The following is a 24,949-nucleotide window of genomic DNA, read 5'->3' on the forward strand; positions in this document are numbered from 1 at the left end:
CGTGACCTCGTAGTCAAAGGGCTGTCGCGGCCGAGTCAGCTTACCATGCGTATTAGCTCATGCCGCTTCGTCAAAGCAGACGATCGTTCAGTTGGACAGTTCTGCCTTTAGTCGGCCGCCGTCGGGCGCCGGCGACGTGCGTCCAGTTCAGCCACTGGTTCAAGCTGTCGCAGACCTGTCGAACACGGATGCGTCGCTCCTGGCGTTCAATGCGAATGTCCGTGGCCTCCGCCACCGCCCCAGTAGCGGCCGCCGCCCATACCTTGCCCGTGGTATCCGTGGCCACCCCAGCTGCCATGACCGCCCCAACCGCCTCGATATCCGTGCCCCCAGTAGCCGTGGTGGCCCCAGTAGCCATATCGGCCGCCTCCATAACAGCAACCGCCCCAATAGCCGAAGCTCAGTGACACCGATGGTCCCCACCACGCGGGCGAGCCGTAGTACGGATACGGATACGGATACGGATACGGGTACGGGTACGGGTACGCGACCGGGTAATACGCAGGCGCGACGAAGACGGGCACGGCTGGTGCGGCATAGGTATTCGTCGATGCAATCGCATCCGACGTAACCGCGCCAGTTGCCGCTGCGTCGGCCACCGAGAACGGATATTGCTGCTGGTCGGCCGGCGCCGGCACAGTGCCGTACGGAACGTAGCCATAGGGCACGTAATAGTAGCAACCGGACAAGGCTGCGGACAGGACCGCCAACGCAACGGCGCCGCCCGCGCGCGACGTTGCATCCAGCGTTTTCATGACGTGCTCCAAGGTCTGACGCGACGCAGCACGCTGCGTCACGCCTTTAATACAGTCAGCTTACTCCAGAATACGGGATGCCTCTGCGCCTCAGGGTTCAAGGAGACCACGCATCGGATCCGGGGCGGTGGGCCCCGTCGCGAAGGGTCGGCGATTCACCAGTAGTCGCGGCGGACGGGAGCCACGCTGGGCGAACGATGCTCGCTCCTCGATTCATGAGCGCGTCTATCCGGTTAGACTTGTTTCACCTCAACGCTCGAAAGGTCCACGACATGCCGAATAGCTCGGAAATCAAGGCTCTCCTATTCGACGTCTTCGGGACGGTTGTCGATTGGAGAAGTGGTGTCGCTCGCGATGCCGGTCAGTTTCTCAGCCGCCATGCCGTGCCGATTGACGCATTTGAGTTTGCGGACGCGTGGCGACGCCAATACGCGCCCGCAATGGAGGAGATACGGAGCGGGCGGCGGCAGTTCGTCCGGCTTGACGTATTGCACAGGGAAAACCTGGTCAAAGTCATGACCGACTATGGCGTCGACGTCCGTTCAATTTCCACCGAAGAACTCGATGAACTGAATCACGCCTGGCATCGCCTCGACCCGTGGCCTGATTCCGTCGAAGGGTTGCTGAGACTCAAGCGCCGCTTCATGATCGCCCCGCTCTCGAACGGAAACATCAGGCTGATGATGGATATGGCGAAACGGGCCGCGCTTCCGTGGGACGCCATTCTCGGAGCTGAAGTCGTTCGGGCGTACAAGCCGTCGCCACAGGTCTACGTCGACACCGTCGAAATCCTTGGTTTGAAGCCTGCGGAAGTTTGCATGGTTGCAGCTCATAACGGCGACCTGGCGGCGGCACGTCAGTGTGGCTTGAAGACGGCCTTCGTCGTGCGGCCAGTCGAACACGGTCCCGGCCAACGGAGCGACCTGCATGCCGAACAGACCTGGGACTTCGTAGCAGCGGATATGAACGACCTGGCTACGAAGCTCGGCTGCCCCACGTAGCACTTCGGATGCCCGCGATGGCATCGTCCTCCTCTTCGCATCCAAAACTCCGGTCCTGAAGCTCGTCGCCAATATTGATAACCGAGCCGCGCGACCATTGCGCTCGCGCCTTGAGGGACAGGTTGGGGTCATTCTGCGGCCGACGGCTCGGGAACACCGCTTGCGCGCATCTGGAGTACCTTTTTTTGAAGGAGGTGAATCATGGGCTCAATCAACCCGCAAGGTGACACCCGGCGCGGCGCCGACATCGTCGGCAGTGGTATGGGCGAGGGTCCGGGGCCGGACATCATGGCCGCAGCGACGCTCGACGGGAACAAGGTCATGTCCTCTGATGGCGAACACGTTGGAAAAATTTCAGACATCATGCTCGACGTCAGGAACGGACGCATTGCCTACGCAGTACTTTCCGAGGGCGGCTTCCTCGGAATGGGCTCTAACCTACATGCCATCCCGTGGAGTGCATTGACTCTCGATACGGACGAGAAGTGCTTCGTCGTCGACATCTCCGCACAGCGCCTGAAGGACGAGCCGGGTTTCGACAAGGACCACTGGCCGTCGATGGCAGACGCGAAGTGGGGAGAGTCGACGTACAGCTACTACAATCGCCAGCCGTACTGGGCCGCGACCCATGAAGTGGTGGAAAACGATCCTGCCATCAGACCGAGCGAGCACTGAACAACACCAACGGGTAAGCCGTGCCAGGCAGACGGCTAATCTGTCGCTCTAGCTGGCGCTTACGCCACCGCGTCTCACTGCGGTGCGCGTAAGCGCATCGAATAAGCATCGACGTCAGACCGGATTCAACGCAGGCCGCTCATCCAGCACAGCGGCGACATTGTCGAGTGCCGTGAAACCCATCTGGTCACGGGTCTCGATCGTGGCGCTGGCCATATGGGGCGTCAGGAACACGTTGTCGAGTCCCGCGAACCGCCTGTCGATATTGGGCTCGTTCCGGTACACGTCCAACCCTGCACCGAACAGATGCCCCGAAGTCAGCGCTTCGTAGAGCGCGTCTTCGTCCACCAGTCCGCCACGGGCCGCGTTGACAAAAACCGCGCCGGTGGGCAGAAGCCCAAACTCTTTTTTCGTCATCAACGGGACGCCGCCACCCGGCACGTGCAGCGTCAGCACCTGGCAGTGCGGCAACATTTCCTCGAGGCTGGTGTAAAACGTCGCGCCGTTTTCCAGCGACGCAGCCGCACGATTGATGTCCGTATAGATCACGCGCATGCCGAAACCCTGCGCACGCTTCGCGACCGCGCGTCCGATACGCCCGAAGCCGACGATGCCGAGCGTCTTGCCATTCACACGCGCACCCAGCATCTCGGTCATCCCGAATGATTTGCCCCATCCGTTGCGCATGATTCGTTCGTATTCCGACGCGCGGCGGCAGGCCGCCAGCACGAGCAGCATGGAAAAATCGGCCGTGCATTCGGTCAACGCGTCGGGTGCGTTCGTGACGATGATGCCCCTCTCGCGCGCGGCAGCCACGTCCATGTGATCGAAGCCCGCGCTGGCGTTCGCAATGATCTTGACTGTCGAAGGCAGCGCGGCAATGTGCTCTGCTTGCAAACCGGACTTCTTTCCGATCAGCACAGCCGGCGTTTCGTGTTTCCTGCAAAAGTCGACGACAGACCACGCGTCCATATCGGAATCGGTCACGAAGGCATGGAATTCGGCCTCCGCACGATTCGCCACGGCTGTGGGAACCTTTCGCGCAATCAACAGCCTGGTGCGGTTATTTTCCGGCATGGTTTTTCCTTGGGGTAGACAGACGTCGAGAGACTACGAAACCGCGGACCGGACCGTCAATGTTGATTGGATGAATCAACTCATCGGAAAACTCTTCGGAAACGATTGCCCCCTTTATTCGTCCCGGCGCATTTCGCGCGTTGCGATTCGCTTCTTCCATGCCTGTTCCCTCGCGCTGTCGGCAACGCGCGCATCAGGAAAACCCTGGTGCGCGCCCCATCGGCAAGGCGCCCAGATGTTGATTCAGTGAATCAAGATTGCTCGACGCATGGCGCGAATGCAAATCTCCTTCCCGTGTTCAACTGAACTGTCGAGAGGAAGTGAAATGCCTGCATCGAAGAAATTTGCCGCCGTGACCGGCGCCGGCTCCGGCATCGGCCGCGCCGCCGCCGTGGCGCTTGCCAACGCGGGATTCGCCGTCGCGCTGATCGGGCGCAGAGCCGAGCCGCTGCTGGAAACGAAGGAGACAATTGGCATTGCCGGCGGAGAAGCGCAGGTATTCCAAGCCGACGTTGCCGACGCAGCATCGGTCGAGCAGGCGTTTTCGCACCTTGCCGAGGCATTCGGCCGGCTCGACGTGCTCTTCAACAACGCAGGCCGCAACGCGGGTGCCGTCCCGTTGGAAGACTACGAGACCGATTTCTGGAACGATGTCGTGGCCACCAATCTGACCGGCGTCTTTCTGTGCGCTCGTGCCGCTTATCGCTTGATGAAAGCGCAGTCTCCTCAAGGCAGACGAATCATCAACAACGGATCGATCTCCGCTCACTCGCCGAGGCCGAATACCATCGCCTATACGGCAACAAAACATGCCGTGACCGGCATCACCAAATCGATCGCGCTGGACGGACGTGCATTCAACATCGCCTGCGGCCAGATCGATATTGGCAACGCAGCCACACCGCTCACGGAACGCATGAACCGCGGCGTACTGCAAGCGGACGGACGCATGGCGCCCGAAGCAAGAATGGATGTGACGCACGTCGCGAATGCGGTCGTGCATATGGCCAGTCTTCCGCTCGAAGCCAATGTTCTCAACATGACCATCATGGCGACCGCCATGCCGTTCGTCGGCCGCGGATAGATCGGCCTTACGCCAAACATAAAAAGAACAACCGGCCAATGCTAGGGAGACACCGATGAAAGTCGTAGAGGAACAAACATTGCCGGCGCGAAATGCGGCTTATGCGGATACCGCCAAACGCTCCAGGGTCCGGTACGTCGTGCTCTCGATGTTGCTCGTGGCGACCATCCTCAATTACGTGGACCGGTCGGCCCTGGGCATCGTTGCACCGGGCCTCTCGAAGGGCCTGGCGCTCAACAAGATGCAGATGGGAGAGCTGTTTGCGGCATTCGGCCTGGCCTATTCCATTGCGCTCGTGCCCGGCGGCGTGCTGACCGACATTCTCGGCTCGCGCGTTGCCTATGCCCTGTCTCTCGTCGGCTGGTCATTCGCCACGCTGACGCAAGGCCTCGCGACCGGCTATCACATGCTGCTCGGATCGCGGCTCGCAATCGGCGCGCTGGAGGCGCCGGCTTTCCCTTCGAACGCGCGCGCCGTGACGTTGTGGTTTCCCGCCGGGGAGCGTGGCTTCGCAACCAGCGTCTATGTCATGGGGCAATACATTGGGACGCCCTTGTTTACCGGCTTGTTGCTGTGGATCTCCGCCGCGTACGGCTGGCGTACGGTCTTTTACGTCACGGGCGGCTTCGGCATTCTGTTCAGTCTTCTCTGGTACCGGGTTTATCGCGACCCGCTTCAACACTCGCGCGTGAATGCGGCCGAACTGAAATACATCAATGAAGGCGCCACGGCGGCGCGCAAGCCCCGCGAGAAGTTCGATTGGCGCATGGCGCTCAAACTGCTCAGCTATCGGCAAGTTCTCGCCATTTGCCTCGGGAAGTTCTGCAATAACACCCTGCTGGTCTTCTTCACCACGTGGTTCATGACCTATCTGATCGAAGCGCGTCACATGTCGATGATCAAGGTCGGGATCTTCCAGGCGCTTCCTTTTATCGGCGCGACGCTCGGCATTCTCGTGGCCGGCTTCCTCTCGGACTTCTTCATCCGCCGCGGAGTGTCGCTGTCCACTGCGCGCAAGGCGCCGCTCATCATCGGCACCTTGCTGGGCGCGTCGATTGTGTTCGTCAATTTCGTCGAGTCGAACGAATTGGTGATCGCCATCCTGACTATCGCGTTCTTCGCGCAGGGTGTCGGCTCGATGTCGTGGGCTGCCGTTTCCGAAATCGCGCCTCGCCAGTACGTGGGACTGACCAGCAGCATCACCAGCCTGGCGGCCAACATCGCGGCCGTCACCACGCCGCTCATGATCGGCTACATCACCCAGCACACCGGCCACTTCTATTGGGCCCTCAACCTGATGGGCGCGATATGCCTGCTCGGCACGCTCTCCTACTCGGTGTTGCTGGGGAAGCTTTCCCGCATCGAACTGTGACGCTTTTGACTATCCGGTGAAATCGTATGATTGAATTCAAGTGGGATCATCTGCAACTGTGCTCGGCCGACGCCGAAGCCACCGCCGCGTGGTTTGCGCGCTGCCTGAACGCTGAAATCGTGCGCCGCCCGGGGCGAGTGGATTTGCGCATCGGCAGCATCAACCTCTTCATCACATCACTGGCTAGCGCCCAGATCGCTCGCCCTCACAGCGAGCGGAAACAGGGCATCGATCATTTCGGCGTGATCGTGGACGATCTCGATGCCGCGTTCGAGCATCTGTTGCGCTGCGACGCGGAAATCGTCGAGCCGATCAAGCAGGTCCGCCCCGGCGTCAGAGCCTGCTTCGTGCGATCGCCGGGAGACATTCTCGTCGAGATCCTGGAGCGACGCCCCGCCGAGATGACTTTTACCTGAAAAAACGTCAATATTGACGCTCGACCGGTTGCGCTCGCCTGCACGGCGCGATCCGCATCGCAAGGGCTCTGCTGCCCGTTCCACCGCCTCACCTTGCCTGCCATCCCATGCGAAACTGGATCACTCTGACTGAAGCGGCTCGACAACTCGGAGTGCAAGCGCAGACTATCTATGCGTACGTCAGTCGAGGCAACATCGCGGTCATGCCGGACCCGCATGACCCGCGCAAGAGCCTCTATCGTGCGGAAGACGTGGCCGGCCTGTGCCGCAAAAAACAGGTTGGACGCAAACGCGAGGCGCTCGCCGCCGGGACCATATTCGGCGCCGAGCCTTGCATTTACAGCGGCATCACCACCTTCTCAAAAGGTCGAGCGTATTACCGGGGGCGGGATAGCATCCGGCTTTCGGACACGGCGACGCTCGAAGACGTGGCGGCCATTCTCTGGAATGCGCGCGCGCCCGTCTCCTTCGAAACCGGCGGCCTGCCGCTGCAGGGCGGCGAGCGCGGCCGGCAATGCGCGTTCACTTCGCTGGCGGCACTCGCGGCCTGCGGGCACTCGACTCTCGGACGCACCGACAGCGCATTGCATGTCGAGGCCGGCCGGCTCGTGGCGCTCATCGCGCAAGCGTTCGGTGCGCGCTGTGATGCGAATGCACCAACGACGCATGAACGGCTCGCCCTCGGTTGGGGCCAGGACCGCGACGGCGCCGAACTCATCCGTCGCGCCATGGTCCTCGTGGCCGACCACGAGACGACGAGTTCGGCGTTTGCCGCCAGAATTACCGCCTCCACCGGCGCATCCCTGCCGGGATGCCTGCTCACGGGGCTCGCGACTCTCTCCGGTCCGCTGCATGGCGATGCGTCAGGACGCGTGAGGGCCGTGTTCGACGACGTAGGAAGACTGGGTGCGGAGCACGTCGTCGTCCATCATTTGCAGTCGGCCACTCCCATTCCGGGGTTCGGGCATCATCTCTATCCGGACGGCGATGCGCGGGCCGCCGCGTTGCTCGAGGTGCTGAATCCGCCGCAAGAACTCACGTCGTTCATCAACAAGGTGGTCGAGCTGACCGGCTTCAAGCCGAATATCGACATTGCGCTGGCCGCCTTGGCGGCGCAGCTGAAATTGCCACGCGATGCGTCGTTCGCGCTGTTCGCAACGGCACGAAGCGTGGGTTTGCTCGCGCATTGCATCGAGCAGCTCCGGGTGGGCAAAGTCATACGGCCACGCGGCCGCTATACCGGGCGCGCACTGGAAGACGCCAGCCCCGCTCTGCCCGCGGAAGGCGGCGAGAAGACGCTCGATCCAGCCACGCTCGACAAGAATCGGGTGTTCAAGGTGGTGGAGCGCTGAGGAGGCATACAGCCCGATCTCCGCTGAAACGGAAAACTTTCGACGCCATCTGTCGATTTTGCGCGCACGCGTTCGTCGTAGTGTTGAAGGCACCGAATGCCTTCCGACATAAACCGGGACTCATCGTTTGGACAGGAGAAACGAAATGCGCGTCATGGTCATGGTCAAAGCGACCGCCGAATCCGAAGCAGGTCAAATGCCCAGCACGGAACTCATCGCGGCGATGGGCCGATATAACGAAGAACTGGTCAAGGCCGGGATCATGCTCGGCGGCGACGGACTCAAACCGAGCTCGAAGGGCGTGCGCGTGAGATTTTCCGGCAAGGACCGGACCGTCGTCGACGGCCCGTTTGCCGAAACCAAGGAGCTGATCGCGGGCTACTGGATCTGGCAGGTGCAATCAATGGACGAAGCGATCGAATGGGTACGCCGCTGCCCGAACCCGATGCCAAGCGAGTCGGAAATCGAAATTCGCCCGTTCTTCGAGGCCGCGGACTTTGGCGAGGCGTTCACGCCCGAGCTTCAGGAAAACGAAGAGCGCCTGCGCCAGCAAATTGAATCCAATCAAGGCAAAAAATAAGGAAACACTCCGCGCGCCCGATCGTTGCCGCCTTTCGTCACACGCCTTCGACGAGAACGGCGCGATAACGCGCGCCCTTGAACCGGTGCTGCACGACCTCCTGATAGGCCGGGCTGTCGTACCACGCACGCGCGGCCGCAGTCGACGGAAATTCAGCGATTACGACGCCCTCTGGCGCGTCGCCCTCAAGAACCTGCTGAGGTCCGTATGCGGCGAGCAGCTTGACGGGATGACCCTTGAAGGTCTCGCCCACCTTGCTTTGATAGATGTCGAGCTCACTCTGATCCTGCGTGCTTTCTTTCGTGAAGACGATATAAGTCGCCATAAGGTACGCTCCTGAGGTGATGTGAAGATGCGCACGATGATCCCTTGCAAGCGTATTGGACCTCGATACGCAGCGTCGGCGCATAGTCGAACCGTTCTTGCATCCTCCATTCTAACGCCGCGATCGCTATCCCACTGTCGTAGCATGAATCGCCTTGACGACCTCATCGGTGAAGCGGGTGTCGCCCACTTCGATGTCTGCGGACAAGCGCACGGTAATCTCCTGCAAGAGCCAACCGTTGCCGTCCGGATCGCTGAACGAAGCGTACGAGGCATAACTTTGCCGTTGCGGATTCAGGCCGCTAACCACGCCTTTCCCGTCAGCATGGTGGAACACGCCGCCCGGGTCATGGAATGGCTCGCTGATCTCGATGCCACGACGGAGCAGTTCATTGCGCGCGGCCACGATGTCGAAGACGACGAGGTGAAGCGCCTGGACTGAGCCCGGCGCGGCGGCGGTAACGTTCGTGCCGAACATGACTGAGCATGCGGAGCCGGGCGGCGTGTACTGGATCACGCGGTAGTCGTCCCCTGCCTTGAAGTCGAGATCGAGCCGCCAACCCAACTCGCCATAGAAGCGCTTGGCGCGATCGACGTCCGAGACAGGGATCACGACGATCTCGAGCTTCATGTCGAACGCGCCGGCGTCCAGGGTCCCCACTGCGCGTTCGCTCCGCATTGGAATGTTGCTCATGTCTGGCTCCTGAGAGGCGTTGAGTACCGGTTCCCCGTTCACGGCTTCGGGTATGTGGAAACACAATATGTGAAAACGCAACGTGAAAACACGGCACGTGACGACACAATCTTTTGCATTGATGCCAGCGTGAAAACAGCAGCGTCGCGGGCATTGCGCCACGGCGCCGCCCGGTCGAACAGCGAAGCGCTGCGCATACCATTGCATGGTCCAGGCAATACCTTCGTGTGATGGCGCGGCGCGGACGCCGGACCAGAATACAAGCGTTCCTCGCATGCGGCGGCAATGGGAGGCCGCTATGACAGCGTCCTCTTCATCGCGCCCGGTGGCCCCATCTTCCAGGCCCGCGCGGGCCAATTTCCCCGCAAGGCGGGGACCACGTACATCTGCTCCGAGCAACGACTTTCATCTCAAGCATGCCCTGCGGCGAAGCCGCGTTTAGACACTGGCCTCAATGAACGGAGACTGCAATGAAAATCCTGTTGGTTTTGACTTCGCACAACGTGCTTGGAGATACCGGCAAGCCGACCGGCTTCTGGCTCGAAGAATTCACGGCGCCCTACTATGCGTTCACGGATGCCGATGCAGAGGTCACCGTGACCTCACCCTAGGGTGGCCATCCACCGATCGATCCCAGAAGCGACGACCCCGACAATCAGACCGATTCGATGCTCCGCTTCAAGAAAGATCCTGCGACCCAGAAGGTGTTGGCCAACAGCGTCAAGCTCGCCGATGTCAAAGCGGCCGACTACGATACGATTTTCTACGCCGGTGGTCATGGCCCGATGTGGGATCTGACCAATGACAAAAACTCGATCGCCTTGATCGAGGATTTCTACAACGCCGGCAAGCCGGTCGCCGCCGTCTGTCATGGCCCGTGTGTTCTGCTCAAGGCAACCTATGAGGGACAGCCTCTCGTCAAGGGAAAGCGCGTCACCTGCTTTACCAATGATGAGGAAGAAGCCGTCGGCCTCACCAAGGTCATGCCCTTCCTCGTCGAGGATGAACTCAAGCGCCTGGGCGGCCACTTTGAAAAGGTGGCCAACTGGGCCGTGCTCACCATTGTCGACGGACGGCTGATCACCGGCCGGAACCCGGCCTCATCTGGCCCGACTGCCAAGGAGCTGCTGAAGGTTCTGCAGGCCTAGTCCCAATCGGCGCGGGCCGCGAAGCCCGCGCATATGTCGGCGACAGGAGTTCCCAATGAACGCAACCACGAACCCCGTTCAGATTAGCGTGGCCCGGCGATCCGCGGCCTATTGGCGTGTCACGATCGACAACCCGCCGATCAACGTCATGGGGCCGCCAATGGTCCAGCAGTTTCAGGAAGTCATCAACGCGCTCGAAACCGACGAGCATGTGAAGGTCGTGGTCTTCGATAGCGCGGTGGACGGCTACTTCCTGAACCACTCCGATTTCCAGGCCAGGCTCGAGGATCTGACCGCCATGCCGCCCGGTCCCACAGGCTTACCGCAGTGGCCGGACTTCCTCGTGCGCCTGACGCGCGCGCCCGTCGTCTCCATCGCCCTGATCCGCGGCCGGGCGACGGGCAACGGCAGCGAGATCACGCTCGCCTGCGACATGAGTTTCGCCAGTCGGGAAAAGACGCTGCTCTCGCAATGGGAGGTGGGTGTGGGGATGGTCGCCGGCGGCGGCCCTATGGCCCGGCTGCCCCAGCTCATTGGCCGTAACCGCGCACTGGAGGTGCTCCTGAGTTCTGAAGACCTCCGTGCCGACCAGGCCGAAGCCTATGGCTATGTGAACCGGGCACTGCCCGATGCCGACCTCGACGCATTCGTGGATGCGCTGGCAACCCGGATCGCCGGGTTTGACAACTGGGCAATCGCCAACACCAAGCGCCTCGTCAACACTTCTCTGCCGCCGGACGTGGAGCTCGGCGCCGGGTGGGACGCCTGCATGGCGTCGCTCGGACGCCCCGCCGCGCAGGAGAGCATCAAGGCGCTGCTCGCACGCGGGTTCCACAAGCCGGGCGATGTCGAAGATCGGCTCGGATACTACGTCGGCCAGCGCGCGCACTAAGCCGGCGCGCGAGACGCTCTCTCGCTGCTTTGGAAAAAACCCGCACGTGGTAGCTGAGAAATCTATCGCGGCGGCGGCATCAGCGTCGCTCGCTCGGATGAATTTCTTTTTCGATAAATGTTTTTTTTCGGCGCACATCCGCCCATCGTCGAAAGCCGAATGAAAAAAAGAAATCACGTGGTGGTCATATCGCGTCTCTAACGTCTGCGGCACGGTAAGAGTGACAACTTTGTCGCCGCCGTCCATGGAGACTAAAGAGATGACGCGTGCCCTGTTCCCCGTCACAGCAACTCTGAAAGCGCTCGCCGCCGCGGCGATCATCGGCCTCGCTTCGGCCAGCGTGCAAGCCGACATGCCCGATCCCACCACGCAGATCACGCAAAGCGGCTACTCGCCCGTGTATGTCGGCGTCGATGCCGAAATGGCGACCGTGCCGTCGAATCCCGCGACTACGGGCGGCAAGCCGACCGTGAGCCGCGCATACGTGATGCGCATTGATTTGCGCGCGCCCGGCGTGAGCGTCGAAACGACCGGGCATAGCGGTCCGCTAATGACGACGTCGGAGACGATTTCGCAATTCGCCGCGCGCACCGGTGTGCGGCTCGCAGTCAACGCGAACTTTTTCGCGCCGTGCTGCGCGACGACGCCGGAGCCGAAGTCGATCATCGGCTTGCTGGTGTCGCACGGCCAGATTGTGAGCCCGCTGACCAGCGACCCGACGCAAAGTGAAGCGGTACTTGCGATCACGCGGCAGGGTCGCGCGTATATCGCCGAAGCGCCGCAGATTTCAGCGCAGGATCTGAAGCTGATCGATACGGCGGTCGCCGGCTCGGCGATTCTGCTGAAAAACGGCCAGGACGTCAGCGCGCAAAGCCCGAACGAAGGCGATCCGCTTAATCCGAATCCGCGCACACTGGTCGGCCTGTCGCAACAGGGGCGCTTTCTCTATCTCGTCGTGATCGACGGACGCGTCGCGGGTTATTCGACGGGCACGACCAACGCGCAATCGGCGCAACTGATGAAGGCGATCGGCGCGGACGACGCGATCAATCTCGACGGCGGCGGCTCGACCGAACTCGTGCGCGCCGATCAGATCGGCGTGCCGTTTATCGTCGATACACCGAGTGGCGGTGCGGAACGGCTCGACGCGTCGGCGATCGGCGTGCATGCGTTGAAGCTGCCGGATTTGCCGGGCCTGCCGTTTTGAGGCATTGAATATTTGAAGCCGCATCAGCAACTTCAAAATGGCCGGGCGCTCACGCGTCCGGCTTTTTTCTTCTACATTTGGGGTAGATTGATCCCGACACTCGCGATCAGTCGAGCCGGTCGGTCGCAAATGATTTTCAGGCATGACACGTCTGGGCATCAGATTTGCTGCTGACTCATCTGGGCGTGCGTAACGTGTCTTCAGACGCTCGCTAACCTGAATGTCCGACACCCCGGCGAATCGATCGCCAATGGTTCCAAATCCTGCTTCAGCCTGCCGCCCGGCCGCGCCGATTGTCGCCGGATTGTGGCCGCTCTCGCCATGAGGAGAACGCATGATGCAACAGACCGCCTCCAACACCACGCAACAGAGCGCCGACCCCGACGCAGCCCGAACCAGCCGCCAGCCTTCCGCGAACGCGACGATGCCAGTCGAGTTGACCGTCAACGGCAATCTCTACACGCTGTCGCTCGATCCGCGCACCACGCTGCTGGACGCGCTGCGCGAGCATCTGCACCTCACCGGCACGAAAAAGGGTTGCGACCACGGCCAATGCGGCGCGTGCACGGTGCACGTGAACGGACGGCGCGTGAATGCGTGCCTGTCGCTGGCCGGCACGCACGCCGGCGACGAAATCACCACCATCGAAGGCATCGGTCAGCCCGAAGCGCTGCATCCGATGCAGGCCGCGTTTGTAGAATGCGACGGCTATCAGTGCGGCTACTGCACGTCGGGCCAGATCATGTCCGCCGTCGCGCTGCTCGATGAAGCGGTCGGGCCGGGCGACGCCGAAGTGCGCGAAGCGATGAGCGGCAATCTGTGCCGCTGCGGCGCCTACCAGAACATCGTCGCGGCAATCCAGCGCGTGCGCGGCCAGTCCTGAGGAGCGCCATCATGGAAATCTTCCAGTTGTCGCGCGCCAACGGCGTGCGTGAGGCGATCGCGGCGGGCGCGGCTTCGGCAACGGCCCAGCAGGGCGCACAAGTGCGCTTTCTCGCGGGCGGCACGACATTGCTCGACCTCATGAAGCTCAACGTCGAGCGGCCGACGCGGGTCATCGACATCAGCCGGCTGCCGCTAGACCGTATCGAAGCGCTGCCCGACGGCGGCGTGAAGATCGGTTCGACGGCACGGAATGCGGACCTGGCACTGCATCCGCTGATCCGCACACCGTATGCGGTGCTGTCGCAGGCGCTGCTCGCGGGAGCCTCGGCGCAATTGCGAAACATGGCGACGACCGGCGGCAACCTGCTGCAACGCACGCGCTGTGTGTACTTTCGCGACACCGCGATGCCATGCAACAAGCGCGAGCCGGGCTCGGGCTGTCCGGCGATCCAGGGATTCAATCGCACGCTCGCGATTCTCGGTGCCAGCGACGCCTGCATCGCGACCAACCCGTCGGATATGAACGTCGCCCTGACCGCGCTCGACGCGACCATTCACGTCGAAGGAACGGACGGCGCGCGCAGCATCGCGATCGACGACTTCTTCGTGTTGCCAGGCGCGACGCCGCAGCGCGAGAACGTGCTCGACGCAGGCGACCTTATCACGCACGTGACGCTGCCGCCTCTACCAGCGGGCGCGCGCTCGGTTTACCTGAAGCTGCGCGATCGCGCGTCGTACGAGTTCGCGCTGGCGTCGGCCGCCGTGGTCATGACGCTCGACGGTGGACGCATCGGGCATGTGCGCGTCGCGCTCGGCGGCGTCGGCACGCGGCCTTGGCACGCGCTCGAAGCGGAAGCCGTGCTGCGCGGCGCAACGCCCGATGCCGCGACCTTCCGCAAGGCCGCGGACGCCGCGCTAGCGAACGCGAAGCCGCAAAGTCAGAACGGCTTCAAAGTCGAGTTGGCGCGCCGCTGCATCGTCAATGCGCTGACCCAGGCTACGGCCACGCCCTGAACCGCCGATCGAGAGGAACGCCCCATGTCTACCTTATCCGACTCCGTGCTGTCCGTGATCGGCCGGCCTCAAGCGCGTATCGACGGACCGCTGAAGGTCAGCGGCAGCGCAGCCTATACCTCCGATATCGATTTACCCGATCTGCTGGTTGCCGTGCCGGTGTGCAGCACGATCGCAAGCGGCCGGATCGTGTCGCTCGACATCGCGGACGCCGAGGCGATGCCCGGCGTACACGCGGTGCTGCATCGAGACAATATCGGCCGCTTCTACCGGCTTTCCGGCAACTCGATGGAGACCGGCTTCGTGGACGAAGCACGGCCGCCCTTCGAGGACGACATCATCCGCTACTACGGCCAGTACATCGCTGTCGTGATCGCGGATACCTTCGAGGCGGCGAGCGCGGCGTCGGCCGCGATCGGGGCTCGCTACGAAATCACGCCGCACGACGTGCGCGACGAACTGGAGGCCGACGACAAGCCGAAGGTCGAGAGCGAGCGCGGCGACCCGGATCGTGCGTTCGACGCCGCGCCGGCGACGCTCGACGCAACCTACGTCACGCCGACGGAGACGCACAATCCGATCGAACTGCACGCGTCGATCGCGGACTGGGACGGTGAGAACTACACATTTTACGAGACCACGCAGGCCATTTCGGTCCACCTGGGCACGCTCTCGCAGATGCTCGGCGTGCCGAAGGAAAAGATCCGCGTGATCTCCCGCTATCTTGGATCAGGCTTTGGGAGCAAGCTGTGGATGTGGCCGCACACGCTGCTCGCGGCAGCGGCGACGCGTCAGACCGGCCGTCCCGTGAAGCTGGTCGTGAGCCGCAAGATGATGTTCCAGAACGTCGGCCACCGCCCCGTGACTCAGCAGCGCATGCGGCTGTCGGCTGAACGCGACGGCAAACTCACCTCCGTGCAGCACGACTACGTCAACCACACCTCGATCGCCGACGAATACCAGGAAAGTTGCGGCGAAGTCACGCCGCTCATCTATAGCACGCCGAACCTGCGCGTGACCTCCGGCCTCGCGCGCCGGAACGTCGGCTCGCCGACGTCGATGCGCGGCCCAGGCGCCGTGCCCGGCCTGTACGCAGTCGAATCGGCGATGAACGAACTGGCGCATGTGCTGAACCTCGATCCGGTCGAATTGAGGCTGCGCAACGAACCGCGCGTCGACGAAAGCACGGGTTTGCCGTTCTCGTCACGGCATCTCGTCGAATGTTTGCGCACGGGCGCTGAGCGCTTCGGATGGTCGCAGCGGACGCCGGGCGTCGGATCGATGCAGCGCGACGGCCTGACTTTGGGCTGGGGCGTCGGCGCTTGTGTCTGGCCAGGCTTGCGCTTTTCCGCGGCTGCGAACGTCGATCTTCGAGCGGACGGCAGCGCCCGCGTGGTATGCGGCACGCAGGACATCGGCACCGGCACCTACACGGTGCTCGCGCAACTGGTCGCCGAAGAGACCGGCATTCCCCTCACGCGCATCGAGGTCGGTCTCGGCGATTCGGTGTTACCGCTTGGACCGGTTTCGGGGGGCAGCGCGGCGACTGCATCGGTGATTCCGGCAGTGCTCGACGCGGTGCGTTCGGCCATCAAGCTGTTGCTGTCGCGTGCGGCGGCCGTCGATGGTTCACCGTTCAAAGGCGCCGCCGAAGATGCGCTCGCGTTCAGCGCGGGACACGTGCATCGCAAGGGCGACGCGCCGGAGCGCGGCGTGCCGTTCGGCCAGATTCTCGAAGCAGCGAAGATGAGCGCAGCATCAGGCAGCGGCAGCGCCCAGGGCGGCTTCGACGATCCGCTCAAGAAACGCTTCTCCATCTATTCCTACGGCGCGCACTTCGCCGAAGTCACGTGGCAGCCGGAGATCGCGCGGTTGCGCGTGAGCCGCGTCATCACGGTGATCGATGGCGGACGTATCATCAACCCGCGCGCCGCCCGCAACCAGATAGAAGGCGCAGTCGTGATGGGCGTCGGCATGGCGCTGTTCGAGCATACGACGTACGACAGGCAGACGGGCGCACCGATCAACAGCAACCTAGCCGATTACATCATCGCGTCGAATGCGGATACTCCCGAACTTGACGTGACCTTTCTCGATCATCCGGATACCGTGTTCAACGAACTCGGTGCTCGCGGGATTGCGGAAATCGGCCTCGCGGGCGTCGCGGCGGCGATTACCGATGCTACTTATCATGCAACCGGCGTGCGCGTGCGGAAGTTGCCGATCATGATCGAAGATCTGCTGGCTGCGGAAATGGCTTGAGGGCAGATGTCGTTGCAACGAGTGGCATGCTTCGACGTAAAGTTCTTCGCGTTGGAAACGCGTGGGATACGCTTACGGCAATTAAAAGAAGTTTCGGCGCGGCGGCAAGAACCAGGCAAACGGCGAAGGAGGCACAGAGCCGTTGCAGCCATTTCCTAGAAGGATCAACTTCCGCTTCCAATGTTCATTGGAAGTCGTAGCCAGGAAAGCTATGCTACTAGCTTGTCTTCAGATGATCGAAGACGAACCAGGCATCGCACGCCGGGAATCGAAGGGAATGGTTCCGCCCTCACGTGTGCCGGAGAACGCCATGAAGCCCATGCTCCAAACCCTGCGGGCCGCCGCGCTGGTGGCCCTTGCATTGTGTCTCGCCGTCCCAAAGACCTTTGCCCAGGCGGCGCCTGGCGTGGTGGGTTCGTGGTCTTTGGTTTCGTTGACCGCCTCGAGAAGTGGTAGCGAAGTCGAAGTGCTCGGTCCGCACCCGGACGGTCAACTCATCTTCGGCACCGACGGCCGCTATGTTCTGCTCGGAGTTCGCGCAAACTTGCCGAAGTTCGCATCGGGTAACCGCTTATTGGGCACCGCCGAAGAGAACCTACTCATCGTCCAAGGCAACTTCGCGCACTTTGGCACCTATACCGTCGATCCGGCCGGACAGGTGATCGTTTTCCACATTCAGAAAAGTACCTTTCCGAACTGGGACGGGGATGTTCAACGACGCCCATTCACCCTCGATGGCGACCGGCTGACCTACGTCACGCCTGGGAGCTTCGGATATGGCGCATCGAAAGTCGTGTGGCAACGAATGAAGTAAGCAGCAGAACGCGAGGTTCATAACCTGAACCTCCAGCGGCGAGACCGGAGAACGTAATCGCGTTCAGGTCGCCGTATCCCTCGCTTTCGCGGACCTCGCGCCGAGCGCCGAGTCCGAGTGCGGCGCGCGTCAATCCGTCGATCAGGAATCACAAGGCGAATCTAAAGACCTTTCGTGTAAGCGAATTGTCGTCCATCATATTTAAGCCAGAACGATCATGCACCGTCATCGAAGTCGGCTTGACACGGTGGTGGCCGAACACGTCCCTCCGCAGCGGCGTCCGCTTAAAACGGTAGTTATGCCTGGCGACATCAGGGATTACCATGCTCGACGATTCGCCCCTAATCCGAAAAGAGTCGATGACAGCACACCAACGCTGGACCATTCTGGTCGCCAGTACGGGTGGAGCGCTCGAGGTATTCGATTTCGTTATCTTCGGATTCTTTGCAAGAAGCATCGGCAGCGAGTTCTTTCCGACAGGAACTGGCGTGCCGGCGGAGACGTTGTCGTTCACGGTGCTGGCCATTGGCTACCTTTCCAGGCCGGTGGGCGGCATTCTCCTTGGGCGGTTCGGCGACACGCACGGCCGGCGCCTTGTCTTCGTCTCGTCGGCGATGATCGCCTCCGTTTCGACGCTTCTCATCGGAATACTTCCTTCATACGCGGCATGGGGCGCGCTTGCCCCAGCGCTTCTTCTCATGCTGCGGCTCATCCAGGGTCTCTGCCTGGGCGGCGAGTTGCCAGGCGCAATCGTCTACGCGGTCGAAACCGCGCGCGGCAGGCCTGGTCTTCTGTGCGGCATCGTGTTCGTCGCGGTCAACCTGGCGTTGCTTCTGGCGACGAGCATTAACTTTGCTCTGCAATGGGCGCTCACACCCGCGCAGGTCAATGCATTCGGATGGCGGATTTGCTTCCTGCTTGGTGGAATGGTCGGGCTGTTGAGCTTTGTCCTGCGCCGGACGCTTGCGGAGACCAACGAGTACGCGCAAGCGATCGGCGCCCGGCATCGCGAGCCTCTTGCCGTCCTGTTTCGCAACCATTTCGCTCCCCTGACGACAGGAACCGGCGCGTCTCTGTTGGCGGGTGCGTCGGGTGGCATCTTTATCGGCTTCGCACCAAGTTATCTGCAAAGGCTTCAATACGACACACACCAGATCGCGAGTGCCCAGATGTGGTATCTGGTCGTCGTGGCTGCCTGCATTCTCGTGACATCGCACGTTGGCGACCTGTTGCCGCGCCGTTATGTGTTCAGGTCGGGAACCGTCTTGTCCGCGCTTTTCGCGCCCTTCTTCTTCATTGCGGCCGCCCATCACTACGCGAGCCTGCCTGCGCTGTTCCTGATGGCCGGCGTCGTCAGCTCGTTTGCGAACGGAACCTTCGCGTGCGCGATTGCGGAAATGTTCCCCGTCGACGTCCGCTTCAGCGGTGTTGCCACGTCCATGAATCTCGGACTGTCCGCGTCGCTGGGACTGACACCGCTCGCAGCGAATTTCCTCGTTTCGGGCCTGCACTGGATGCCTGCGCCCGCGCTCGTCATTGTGTTGTGCTCGGCGCTCGCATTCGCGGCTTCATTCGGCATGAAGCGCGAGCGGCGGCGCGTCGACGTCGTCGCTGTGAACCGGAACTCGCGGTGGCAGGAGCGCAGATGAACACGCCAGAATCCGTCCGGATTGCGGATGTCGAACTGAACATCCAGCGCTACGAATTGCGCCGCGCAGGCGAGAAAGTCAGCCTCGAGCGTCTGCCGATGGAGTTGCTGATCCTGATGGCATCGCGCAACGGGGAACTCGTCACGCGCGCGGATATCGTGAGAGCACTGTGGGGCGCGAACGCGTATCGGGAAACGGACAACTGCATCAATACGGCGATCCGGAAAATCCGCGTCGCGCTGCACGACGATCCGGTCAACCCGCAGCACATCATCACCGTGAAGGGCAAAGGCTATCGTCTGAACAACGTACGGCCCGCGCCGGATGAATCGGCGCCCGCCCCGCAGGAAGCCGTGCGGATTCTGGTACTGCCGTTCGAAAACCAGACTGGCGATTCCGGCCAGAACAGCTTCTGCGACGCGCTGGCCGACGAAACCTCCGCCAGTATCGGCATGCTCGATCCGGAGCACATCCTTGTCATTTCGAGGACGACCGCCGCCCACTGCAGACGGGTCAGCAAGAGTATCGCGGAGATCGCGCGCGAGTTGTCGATCGATTACGTGCTGGAAGGCGCGCTCAAGCGGGACGGCACGAGGATTCGCATTCTGGCGCAACTGATCCGTTGCTTCGACCAGGTGCAGATCTGGAGTCGCGCGTATGAGCCGATGACGAGCGGAGCGCTGGAAATCCAGAAAGAGGTTGCAACGGCGCTCGCTCAGGAAGTATCGCCCGCGCTCGCGGAACAGCAACGGCACAGGCTGGCGCGACGTTTGCCGGTCGATCCGGCGGCGCACGACGCGTATCTGCGCGGCCGTTACTACTGGACCCGCCGCGTGCACTTCGATGCGGGGTTCGCCGCGCATCACGCGCTAAGTGACGAGGACTTCGTTCGCGCGCGCGGCTACTTCGAGCTCGCGATCGAACGGGACCCGACTTACGCGCTCGGATATGTGGGGATGTCGAACGTTTTAGGCGCCGCTGCGACGCACGGAGTGTGCGCACCGTCGGAGGGCCACCCGCGAGCGCGGCAGGCGGCGCTGCAAGCACTGGAACTGGATGCCAATCTTCCTGAGGCTCACCAGGCGCTGGCCGGCGTGCACTACTTCTATGACTGGGACTGGCGCCGGGCAGAGGAGGAGTTCCTCGAGGCATTACGGCTGAACCCGAGCCACGCCGAAACGAGCCGCCTGTATGCGCGGCTCCTGCTGGTGCTTGGGCGAGAAGCGGAAGGCAGAGCACAGTTCGAGCGTGCCGAGAAAGTCGACCCGCTCGGATTCGAAGGATCACGCGTATTCGGACTCGTGCAGGCGGGCAAATACGACGAAGTGATTCGGGAGTGCCTGAATGCGGGGCATGGCAATCGCTCCCCACTCGTCTATCAGCTACTGGCGACCGCATATGAAGGGCAGGGTCAATACGAGGAGGCCGTCGAAGCGACCGTTGATGCACTAACGCGGTGCGGCGAATTCGCCCGCGCGGAGACTATTCGCACGGTCTGGGACACCGGGGGTTATAAAAAAGTCCTTCAATGGTATTTGCAGGACCTGATGACGAGACGTCAAAGGCGCTACACGTCGCCGCTTCTGTTCGCGGAAATTTATGCGAGGCTCGACCAGCCGGACGAGATGTTTCACTGGCTCGATGTTGCGCTTGTCGAACATTCGCCGCGCCTGTGCGAACTTCGTACCAATGCATGGTTCAATCGCTACCGGTCGACGGGGCGATTCCGGAACGTCGAGAAGCGTATCGGCTACTGAGCCCGGAGCATAGCCCCATCATTCGACGGACGGGCCCCGGTCGGGGCCGTAGCCTGTCCCGTTACGCGCGATGAGTGTATTCGCGGGCACTCATCGTGCGGGACGGCAGTCGCGCGAAGCTGTTGTGCGGCGCTCAGTGGTGGCGGAATGTATTGGTCCCGAAACGGCTTTGGTCCCCGGATTGCAGGGCGTTCAGGTCCGGATAGGTCTGCCGCGCCGGACTCATTGCCATTCCTGTTTCTCCCCTCGACGCGTCGGTGACGCCACCGACATCCTGAACGGCCGGTGCGGTTCCCGATGGTACTGGTTTGTCTTGCGCCCACGCTTGTCCCAGGAACATGCCGATCGCGCAGAGGGCAACGATTCGAAGCGTTTTCATGTCAGTTTCTCCTATCCACAAGTGCGGAAACGGTCAGTGCATGACCGGCCTTAAGGCGATCCCGGACGGTGCGCGAGGATGCGGCGTCGGGTTGCTATCGCTGTGTCAATCCTGCGATCAGAGCGTTCTTTGCACCATCGACCCAGTCTAAAGAAATTGTTAACACGGGCCAGATTGCGGATCAGCGGAGCGTTGCCGCGCAGCGTGCTCATTTAAGGCGAGCGTGAATCTGGCGGGATCCCAGTCCTCGTCAAGTGCGCGGTGCATGAGTTCCTGTTGGCTCTCCGGCGCCAACCCGCCGACCGGCGGGTCGCGGTCGAGGTTGGTAGGGAACGGGTATCCCTCGGCGCAGGATGCGATTGCCGCGGCGGCTTCCGTGTCACTTATCCGCCCCGATGCGCGGCGCTCGCGCAGTACCGGATAAACCACCTCGCACATTCTCCTGCGGTCGAGCACTTCCATCGCCCGGCCATAAGCCGACGAGACCTGCAAGAGATTCGCCATGCGTTGAATGTCAGTGGTGCGATTTTCGCCGGCCGCATGGAACAACGCGGGATTGAAAAACACGGCATCGCCCTTGGAGAGCGGCAACTGGACGAAATGAGCTTCGAAATATTCCCGAAAATCGGCTCGGCGCCACGCCAGATATCCCTCGTCGTATCGCTGCGAATACGGCAGGAGCTTCGTCGGACCGCTCTCAACCGGCATGTCGCTATGCGCCACCGCGCCCTGCAGGGTGAGGAAGGCGGACATCCGATGCACGTGCGCAGGATAGCGTTCGGCCTTTTCAACCGTCTGGAAGCCGAGGTGGTAATCGCGATGCGCTTGTTGAGCAGCGCCGCCGGGGCGCACTACATTGACTTGTGACGTCATCTGGTAGGACGGTCCAAGCCACGCTTCCGACGCGATCATCAACATCGGATTTGAGAAATATTGCGCGAATACTTCGGGTGCTCGCAGGCAGAGCTTCTCCTGAGCGTTCCAGATCCGGTCATTCGCGCCCGCCTTTGCGAAATGGTCTGCCACACGCGGGCCTTGCTCGCGCTCACTGCGAATAATCGATTCGAAGACGGCCGTCGCGTCGTCGACAGGTCCGGTATCGGCATATGCCCGCCGAAGCACCAGCACCCCTGCGCCCTCGTGAAGGACGCGAGCCCATTCCGCCTGCAACTGGGCTCTCTCGGACGCATCGTGTGTCATGCCATCGAGTTGCTGACAGTCGTAAACGGGAATGCGCTGTGTGATTTCCGCCGCATAGCGCGTCGAGCCGTTGTCATCGCCTTCCAGCAGAGCGACGAATTCATTCAAAGCGCAGTCGCGTTCGCGGTACCAACTCTGCCCTCGCTCTTCGATGCGATCCTCGCTGTGGCCCATGTCTCTCTCCCTCTGTACGTCACAGCATAGCGCCATGGACTGCCAACGGGGTATCATTAATCCATCAAAAACACCTCAAATCCGAGGGATCCGCCGTGGTTCACCACTTTCTTATCACGGACATGCTCTACAGGCCGGGGGCGGGGTGGCAACAGTCGACCACGTACTCAATGGCCGCGCACACGCTCGTGAACATGCGCGCAAGCGCGTCGAGCAAGCAATCAAGGAGATCGAGAAGCAGGAACTACAGTTGTTTATCTGATCGAAGCTGTACATCGCAGGGCCGGCAATCCATGAAAGCGTTTGCCGTCCCGCGATAGCGTCGTGAAACATTTGATTCCACTCGACTAGCTTATGTTGCCGCCGCTCGATTTTGCGTTCGCAAGCTTCCTGACCGCCGCAGAGACACCTGCACCATAGGCCGGATCCGCAAGACGGCAATGTTCGATATGCAGCTGAACGACCGGGTCCGACACACCCTGCAGTGCGCGCGCGGTGTTCTCGAACAACACCTGCTGTTGCCCGGGTGACATGTTGCGGAACAGAACGCCCGTTTGCGAGTAGTAGTCGTCGTCGACCCGATGATTCCAGTGATCCGCAGCGCCTTCCAGACTCAGCGGCGGTTCGCGGTAGTCCGGTTGCTCGACCCACTCGCCACGCGTATTCGGTTCGTAGGAGATCGTGCCACCCTGGTTACCGTCAGTACGTCCTTGACCATCACGGTGATAGCTGTTGACGTAGCTCGCTCCCCTCGGCGCATTCACCGGAATCTGCGCATAGTTGACGCCCAGACGATAACGCTGCGTATCCCCGTAAGAGAAGAGTCGCCCTTGCAGCATCCGGTCTGGCGAGAAGCCGATTCCCGGTACGATGTTCGACGGCGCGAATGCAGCCTGCTCGACATCCGCAAAATGGTTGTCGGCGTTTCGATTGAGTTCCATCTCGCCAACTTCGATCAACGGATAATCAGACTTCGGCCATACCTTCGTGAGGTCGAACGGATTGATGCGGTACGAACCCGCTTCCTTCTCGGGCATGATCTGCACGAACAGCGTCCAGCGCGGGAAATCTTTGCGCTCGATGCTCTCATACAGATCGCGCTGATGTGATTCGCGATCCCGGCCAACCAACGTCTCGGCCTCAGCGTCCGTCAGATTCTTGATACCTTGCTGCGTGCGAAAATGAAACTTGACCCAGAAGCGTTCATTTGCCGCGTTGATAAAGCTATACGTGTGGCTCCCAAAGCCGTGCATATGACGGAAAGAACTCGGCAGGCCGCGATCGCTCATGATGATCGTGATCTGATGCAACGCTTCGGGAAGCTGGGTCCAGAAATCCCATTGGTTCTGAGCGCTACGCATGCCCGTACGAGGATCGCGCTTGATCGCATGGTTCAGGTCCGGGAACTTCAACGGGTCGCGAAAGAAGAACACCGGCGTGTTATTGCCGACGATGTCCCAGTTGCCTTCTTCGGTATAGAACTTCAATGCAAAGCCGCGAATGTCGCGTTCGGCGTCGGCCGCACCGCGTTCGCCAGCAACCGTCGAGAAGCGCGCGAACATTTCCGTGCTCTTGCCGATCTTCGAGAAAATCTTTGCGCGCGTATATTTCGTGATGTCGTGCGTCACGGTGAACGTGCCGAATGCGCCTGAACCCTTCGCGTGCATCCGCCGCTCCGGAATGACTTCGCGATCGAAGTGCGCCAGTTTTTCGAGGAGCCACACGTCTTGCAACAGCGCCGGGCCGTTCGGACCCGCGGTCTGGATGTTCTGATTGTCGGCAACAGGTGCGCCAAATACCGTAGTCAACTTCCTCTTCATATTCATGTTCCTATCCTCGCATTGGGGTGATGAAAACCGATGCAAACAGTTGCGAATCGCAACCATCGTTTGACGATTCAAGAATAGCAGCGCTGTGCATCTGCCATGTTTGGAATTATTTACTGATTGGATAACAGAATACTAAGTCCCCGATGCCAGCTCATACGTCGAATAAGGACAATCTACGTGGGAAAACTGCCAGCACGCCTGTGGACCATCTCACGTAGCCGATAGTCGCGACTTATGGAAGCGCTAGAAAATACGACTTGGACCCGAAGCGTGGAATTGGCGATGATTGGTCCACAGGGTGAATCGCAAATCGATGACATCGCCCAACCCTCAAATAGATCCGAGGGCCAACCTTTAGGTGACGCGAAATGTATGCTGACATCTCTATTCGGAAAACGTCCCCGGCCGT

The 24,949-nt window shown here is 61.4% G+C and carries 24 protein-coding genes and 1 pseudogene; 18 read left to right on the plus strand and 7 right to left on the minus strand.

What is annotated here, in order from left to right:
• Window positions 1-206: 206 nt before the first annotated feature.
• Window positions 207-755, minus strand: a complete 549-nt coding sequence (locus P0D73_RS02525; RefSeq protein ID WP_408429478.1) for a hypothetical protein — start codon at window positions 753-755, stop codon at window positions 207-209.
• Between the two features lie 272 nt (window positions 756-1,027).
• On the opposite strand from P0D73_RS02525, the gene P0D73_RS02530 reads away from it, so the two are divergent.
• Together P0D73_RS02530 and P0D73_RS02535 are read left to right on the plus strand one after the other, a co-directional pair.
• Entirely contained in the window at window positions 1,028-1,756 is a 729-nt protein-coding gene (locus P0D73_RS02530; RefSeq protein ID WP_408290413.1) for a haloacid dehalogenase type II, read from the plus strand.
• A gap of 201 nt (window positions 1,757-1,957) precedes the next feature.
• Entirely contained in the window at window positions 1,958-2,431 is a 474-nt protein-coding gene (locus tag P0D73_RS02535; RefSeq protein ID WP_132378442.1) for a PRC-barrel domain-containing protein, read from the plus strand.
• A gap of 114 nt (window positions 2,432-2,545) precedes the next feature.
• Here P0D73_RS02535 and P0D73_RS02540 read toward each other — a convergent pair whose 3' ends face one another.
• Window positions 2,546-3,508, minus strand: coding sequence for a 2-hydroxyacid dehydrogenase (locus P0D73_RS02540; RefSeq protein WP_408429481.1), 963 nt, complete (start codon window positions 3,506-3,508; stop codon window positions 2,546-2,548).
• 325 nt (window positions 3,509-3,833) lie between these two features.
• Between P0D73_RS02540 and P0D73_RS02545 the strand changes: the two genes are divergently transcribed.
• The 5 genes from P0D73_RS02545 to P0D73_RS02565 all read left to right on the plus strand — a co-directional run bounded on the left by P0D73_RS02545 (window position 3,834) and on the right by P0D73_RS02565 (window position 8,312).
• A complete protein-coding gene (locus tag P0D73_RS02545) occupies window positions 3,834-4,592 on the plus strand; it encodes an SDR family oxidoreductase (RefSeq protein ID WP_408429484.1) in 759 nt (252 codons plus the stop codon).
• 55 nt (window positions 4,593-4,647) lie between these two features.
• Entirely contained in the window at window positions 4,648-5,964 is a 1,317-nt protein-coding gene (locus P0D73_RS02550; protein WP_408311718.1) for an MFS transporter, read from the plus strand.
• Between the two features lie 26 nt (window positions 5,965-5,990).
• The gene (locus P0D73_RS02555; protein WP_408175359.1) at window positions 5,991-6,380 is read left to right on the plus strand and encodes a VOC family protein; all 390 of its coding nucleotides are present in this window, start codon (window positions 5,991-5,993) and stop codon (window positions 6,378-6,380) included.
• Between the two features lie 107 nt (window positions 6,381-6,487).
• Window positions 6,488-7,732: a citrate/2-methylcitrate synthase gene (locus P0D73_RS02560; protein ID WP_408429487.1), complete on the plus strand. Its 1,245-nt coding sequence runs from the start codon at window positions 6,488-6,490 to the stop codon at window positions 7,730-7,732.
• A gap of 145 nt (window positions 7,733-7,877) precedes the next feature.
• The gene (locus tag P0D73_RS02565) at window positions 7,878-8,312 is read left to right on the plus strand and encodes a YciI family protein (RefSeq protein ID WP_132378444.1); all 435 of its coding nucleotides are present in this window, start codon (window positions 7,878-7,880) and stop codon (window positions 8,310-8,312) included.
• 37 nt (window positions 8,313-8,349) lie between these two features.
• Here the strand turns inward: P0D73_RS02565 and P0D73_RS02570 are convergent, their stop codons facing one another.
• The gene (locus tag P0D73_RS02570) at window positions 8,350-8,637 is read right to left on the minus strand and encodes a DUF1330 domain-containing protein (protein ID WP_132378446.1); all 288 of its coding nucleotides are present in this window, start codon (window positions 8,635-8,637) and stop codon (window positions 8,350-8,352) included.
• Between the two features lie 126 nt (window positions 8,638-8,763).
• Window positions 8,764-9,330, minus strand: a complete 567-nt coding sequence (locus P0D73_RS02575) for a VOC family protein (RefSeq protein ID WP_408429490.1) — start codon at window positions 9,328-9,330, stop codon at window positions 8,764-8,766.
• Between the two features lie 69 nt (window positions 9,331-9,399).
• On the opposite strand from P0D73_RS02575, the gene P0D73_RS02580 reads away from it, so the two are divergent.
• From P0D73_RS02580 to P0D73_RS02625, 10 genes and pseudogenes are all read left to right on the plus strand, one after another.
• Window positions 9,400-9,561 (plus strand): hypothetical protein, encoded by a 162-nt coding sequence (locus tag P0D73_RS02580; RefSeq protein ID WP_408429493.1) that lies wholly within the window; start codon window positions 9,400-9,402, stop codon window positions 9,559-9,561.
• 239 nt (window positions 9,562-9,800) lie between these two features.
• A pseudogene (locus tag P0D73_RS02585) lies at window positions 9,801-10,478 on the plus strand (type 1 glutamine amidotransferase domain-containing protein).
• A 55-nt stretch (window positions 10,479-10,533) separates the two neighbouring features.
• On the plus strand, window positions 10,534-11,370 hold the full coding sequence (locus tag P0D73_RS02590) for an enoyl-CoA hydratase/isomerase family protein (RefSeq protein WP_408429496.1): 837 nt from the start codon (window positions 10,534-10,536) through the stop codon (window positions 11,368-11,370).
• A gap of 259 nt (window positions 11,371-11,629) precedes the next feature.
• Entirely contained in the window at window positions 11,630-12,577 is a 948-nt protein-coding gene (locus P0D73_RS02595) for a phosphodiester glycosidase family protein (protein WP_408429499.1), read from the plus strand.
• A 334-nt stretch (window positions 12,578-12,911) separates the two neighbouring features.
• A complete protein-coding gene (locus P0D73_RS02600; protein WP_408429502.1) occupies window positions 12,912-13,460 on the plus strand; it encodes a (2Fe-2S)-binding protein in 549 nt (182 codons plus the stop codon).
• An 11-nt stretch (window positions 13,461-13,471) separates the two neighbouring features.
• The gene (locus P0D73_RS02605) at window positions 13,472-14,476 is read left to right on the plus strand and encodes an FAD binding domain-containing protein (protein ID WP_408181038.1); all 1,005 of its coding nucleotides are present in this window, start codon (window positions 13,472-13,474) and stop codon (window positions 14,474-14,476) included.
• Window positions 14,477-14,500: 24 nt separating this feature from the next.
• Window positions 14,501-16,738 (plus strand): xanthine dehydrogenase family protein molybdopterin-binding subunit, encoded by a 2,238-nt coding sequence (locus tag P0D73_RS02610; RefSeq protein ID WP_408429505.1) that lies wholly within the window; start codon window positions 14,501-14,503, stop codon window positions 16,736-16,738.
• A 310-nt stretch (window positions 16,739-17,048) separates the two neighbouring features.
• On the plus strand, window positions 17,049-17,552 hold the full coding sequence (locus P0D73_RS02615) for a lipocalin-like domain-containing protein (RefSeq protein ID WP_408181036.1): 504 nt from the start codon (window positions 17,049-17,051) through the stop codon (window positions 17,550-17,552).
• Window positions 17,553-17,911: 359 nt separating this feature from the next.
• Entirely contained in the window at window positions 17,912-19,201 is a 1,290-nt protein-coding gene (locus P0D73_RS02620) for an MFS transporter (RefSeq protein ID WP_408317196.1), read from the plus strand.
• A complete protein-coding gene (locus P0D73_RS02625) occupies window positions 19,198-20,958 on the plus strand; it encodes a winged helix-turn-helix domain-containing protein (RefSeq protein ID WP_408317198.1) in 1,761 nt (586 codons plus the stop codon). Before P0D73_RS02620 ends, P0D73_RS02625 begins: the two co-directional genes overlap by 4 nt.
• Before the next feature lie 133 nt (window positions 20,959-21,091).
• Here P0D73_RS02625 and P0D73_RS02630 read toward each other — a convergent pair whose 3' ends face one another.
• A complete protein-coding gene (locus P0D73_RS02630; RefSeq protein WP_408317200.1) occupies window positions 21,092-21,337 on the minus strand; it encodes a hypothetical protein in 246 nt (81 codons plus the stop codon).
• A gap of 159 nt (window positions 21,338-21,496) precedes the next feature.
• A complete protein-coding gene (locus tag P0D73_RS02635) occupies window positions 21,497-22,711 on the minus strand; it encodes a phytanoyl-CoA dioxygenase family protein (protein WP_408181033.1) in 1,215 nt (404 codons plus the stop codon).
• A gap of 34 nt (window positions 22,712-22,745) precedes the next feature.
• Here P0D73_RS02635 and P0D73_RS02640 point away from each other — a divergent pair, with 34 nt between their 5' ends.
• Window positions 22,746-22,973, plus strand: coding sequence for a LacI family DNA-binding transcriptional regulator (locus P0D73_RS02640; RefSeq protein WP_408181032.1), 228 nt, complete (start codon window positions 22,746-22,748; stop codon window positions 22,971-22,973).
• 85 nt (window positions 22,974-23,058) lie between these two features.
• Here the strand turns inward: P0D73_RS02640 and P0D73_RS02645 are convergent, their stop codons facing one another.
• Window positions 23,059-24,537, minus strand: coding sequence for a catalase (locus P0D73_RS02645; RefSeq protein ID WP_408181031.1), 1,479 nt, complete (start codon window positions 24,535-24,537; stop codon window positions 23,059-23,061).
• Window positions 24,538-24,949: the final 412 nt, after the last annotated feature.

The organism is Paraburkholderia sp. RL18-101-BIB-B (assembly GCF_046026985.1).
Taxonomy (GTDB): domain Bacteria; phylum Pseudomonadota; class Gammaproteobacteria; order Burkholderiales; family Burkholderiaceae; genus Paraburkholderia.